This window comes from Vibrio sp. 1641 (genome assembly GCF_033339995.1).
Classification (GTDB): domain Bacteria; phylum Pseudomonadota; class Gammaproteobacteria; order Enterobacterales; family Vibrionaceae; genus Vibrio; species Vibrio alginolyticus.
Genome location: NZ_JAWOVP010000092.1, coordinates 1 through 839, shown reverse-complemented (window position 1 = coordinate 839; position 839 = coordinate 1). Strand labels below are relative to the sequence as shown.

Annotated in this window: 1 protein-coding gene; it reads left to right on the top strand. The window is 50.7% G+C overall.

The features are described 5' to 3' along the window. The coding region (locus tag R7Z47_RS24335; RefSeq protein ID WP_318130702.1) for a magnesium transporter at nt 1–839 on the top strand (839 nt) is incomplete at both ends.

The window sequence follows — 839 nt, the reverse complement described above, 5'->3', positions numbered from 1 at the left end:
ATCCCCACGTAAAAGCCGTGAAGTTCTTTGGCAACTTACCGACCCCGAAGATTACGGTGAAATTCTTGACGAACTAAACGAAGACGTTAAAGACAGTCTTGTATCAAAAATGGCTCCCGAAGACCTTGCAGAGGCGACGGAAGGCATGGATACCGATGACGTTGCGTACGTCCTACGTAGCTTGCCAGATGATCTTTCTCGTGAAGTTCTCTCCCAAATGGATTCAGCAGATCGTGCTCGCGTCGAGACGGCACTGTCTTATCCTGAAGACACCGCTGGTGGGTTGATGAACACCGACGTTATCACGATTCGTGGTGACGTTGATGTCGACGTAGTCCTGCGTTATCTGCGTATGAAGGGCGAGCTGCCTGAAGCCACCGATGCGCTCTACGTGATTGATGACGAAAGCAAACTGATTGGCGAACTCCCAATCACGACACTTATCACGACCCAACCCGACGTAAAAATTATCGACGTCATGGAAGATGCTGACGATGCGATTACCGTTGACACCAGTGACTCAGACGTTGCTAGCCTGTTTGAACGTCGTAATTGGGTGTCAGCACCCGTAGTGGATGAAAACCAGCACCTTGTCGGTCGTATCACCATCGATGACGTGGTTGACGTTATTCGTGAAGACGCCGAACACTCAATGATGAGTATGGCGGGTATGGATGATGACGAAGATACCTTCGCTCCCGTCTTCAAATCCGCGCGTAAACGAAGTGTTTGGCTCGGAGCCAATGTCCTAGCGGCATTAGCTGCTGCTTCGGTTTCCAACATGTTTGAAGCCACTCTGGACCAAATGGCGGCAATTGCGGTCTTGATGACCATCGTGC